This window comes from Micromonospora sp. CPCC 206060 (genome assembly GCF_036906895.1).
Classification (GTDB): Bacteria; Actinomycetota; Actinomycetes; order Mycobacteriales; family Micromonosporaceae; genus Micromonospora.
Genome location: NZ_JBAKHU010000284.1, coordinates 1 through 619 on the forward strand (window position 1 = coordinate 1; position 619 = coordinate 619).

The window sequence follows — 619 nt, forward strand, 5'->3', positions numbered from 1 at the left end:
GTGACTGGTCAGGTGGTCGCTGCGCCGGTGGGTAGCCAGGGACAGCCGGCGACGAGTTCGGTGAGGGCGTTCATGATGTTGCGGCCGTGGGCGGTGGCGGTGGCGAGGTAGGAGCGGATCAGCGCGAATTGCTGGGCTCCGTCGAGGGTGCGTAAGCCCCCGGATACTTTCTGTCGGATCTTGACCATACGGATCTGTTGCTCGGCGCGGTTGTTGTCGAACGGGGACCGCAGGTCGACCGCGAAGCGCAGGTAGTCGTCGATGCGGTCGCGCATCCGGCGGCCGAGCGCGGTCAGTTTCCGGCCGGTCTTCGACTTCTCGTGCTGGTGGTCCTTGACTGCGACCAGGGCGGCCTGGCGGAACAGGCCGGTCTGCTCGGTCAGCAGGTCCGGGTCGATCCCAGCCTGGCCCTCGGTGCGGGCGGTGTCGGCGGCGGTCTTGAGCCGCAGGAGCGCGTCGGCCGCCTGACCGGGCCATACCGCCTGCGGTGCCAGCTCGGCGGCGGCGGTCAGCTCGCGTAGCAGATGCGCGCAGCACAACTGGTGCCCGGCCGGGGTGTAGGTGTCGTACGGCGCCCACGCGTCGTGCACGGCAATCCCGGTCATCGAGCCCATCACCT

General features: G+C 69.3%; 1 protein-coding gene. It reads right to left on the reverse strand.

Going from position 1 to position 619, the window contains the following annotated elements:
- Positions 1-8: 8 nt before the first annotated feature.
- On the reverse strand, positions 9-619 hold a 611-nt coding region (locus tag V6U90_RS33765), incomplete at its 5' end, for an IS66 family transposase (protein WP_334445264.1).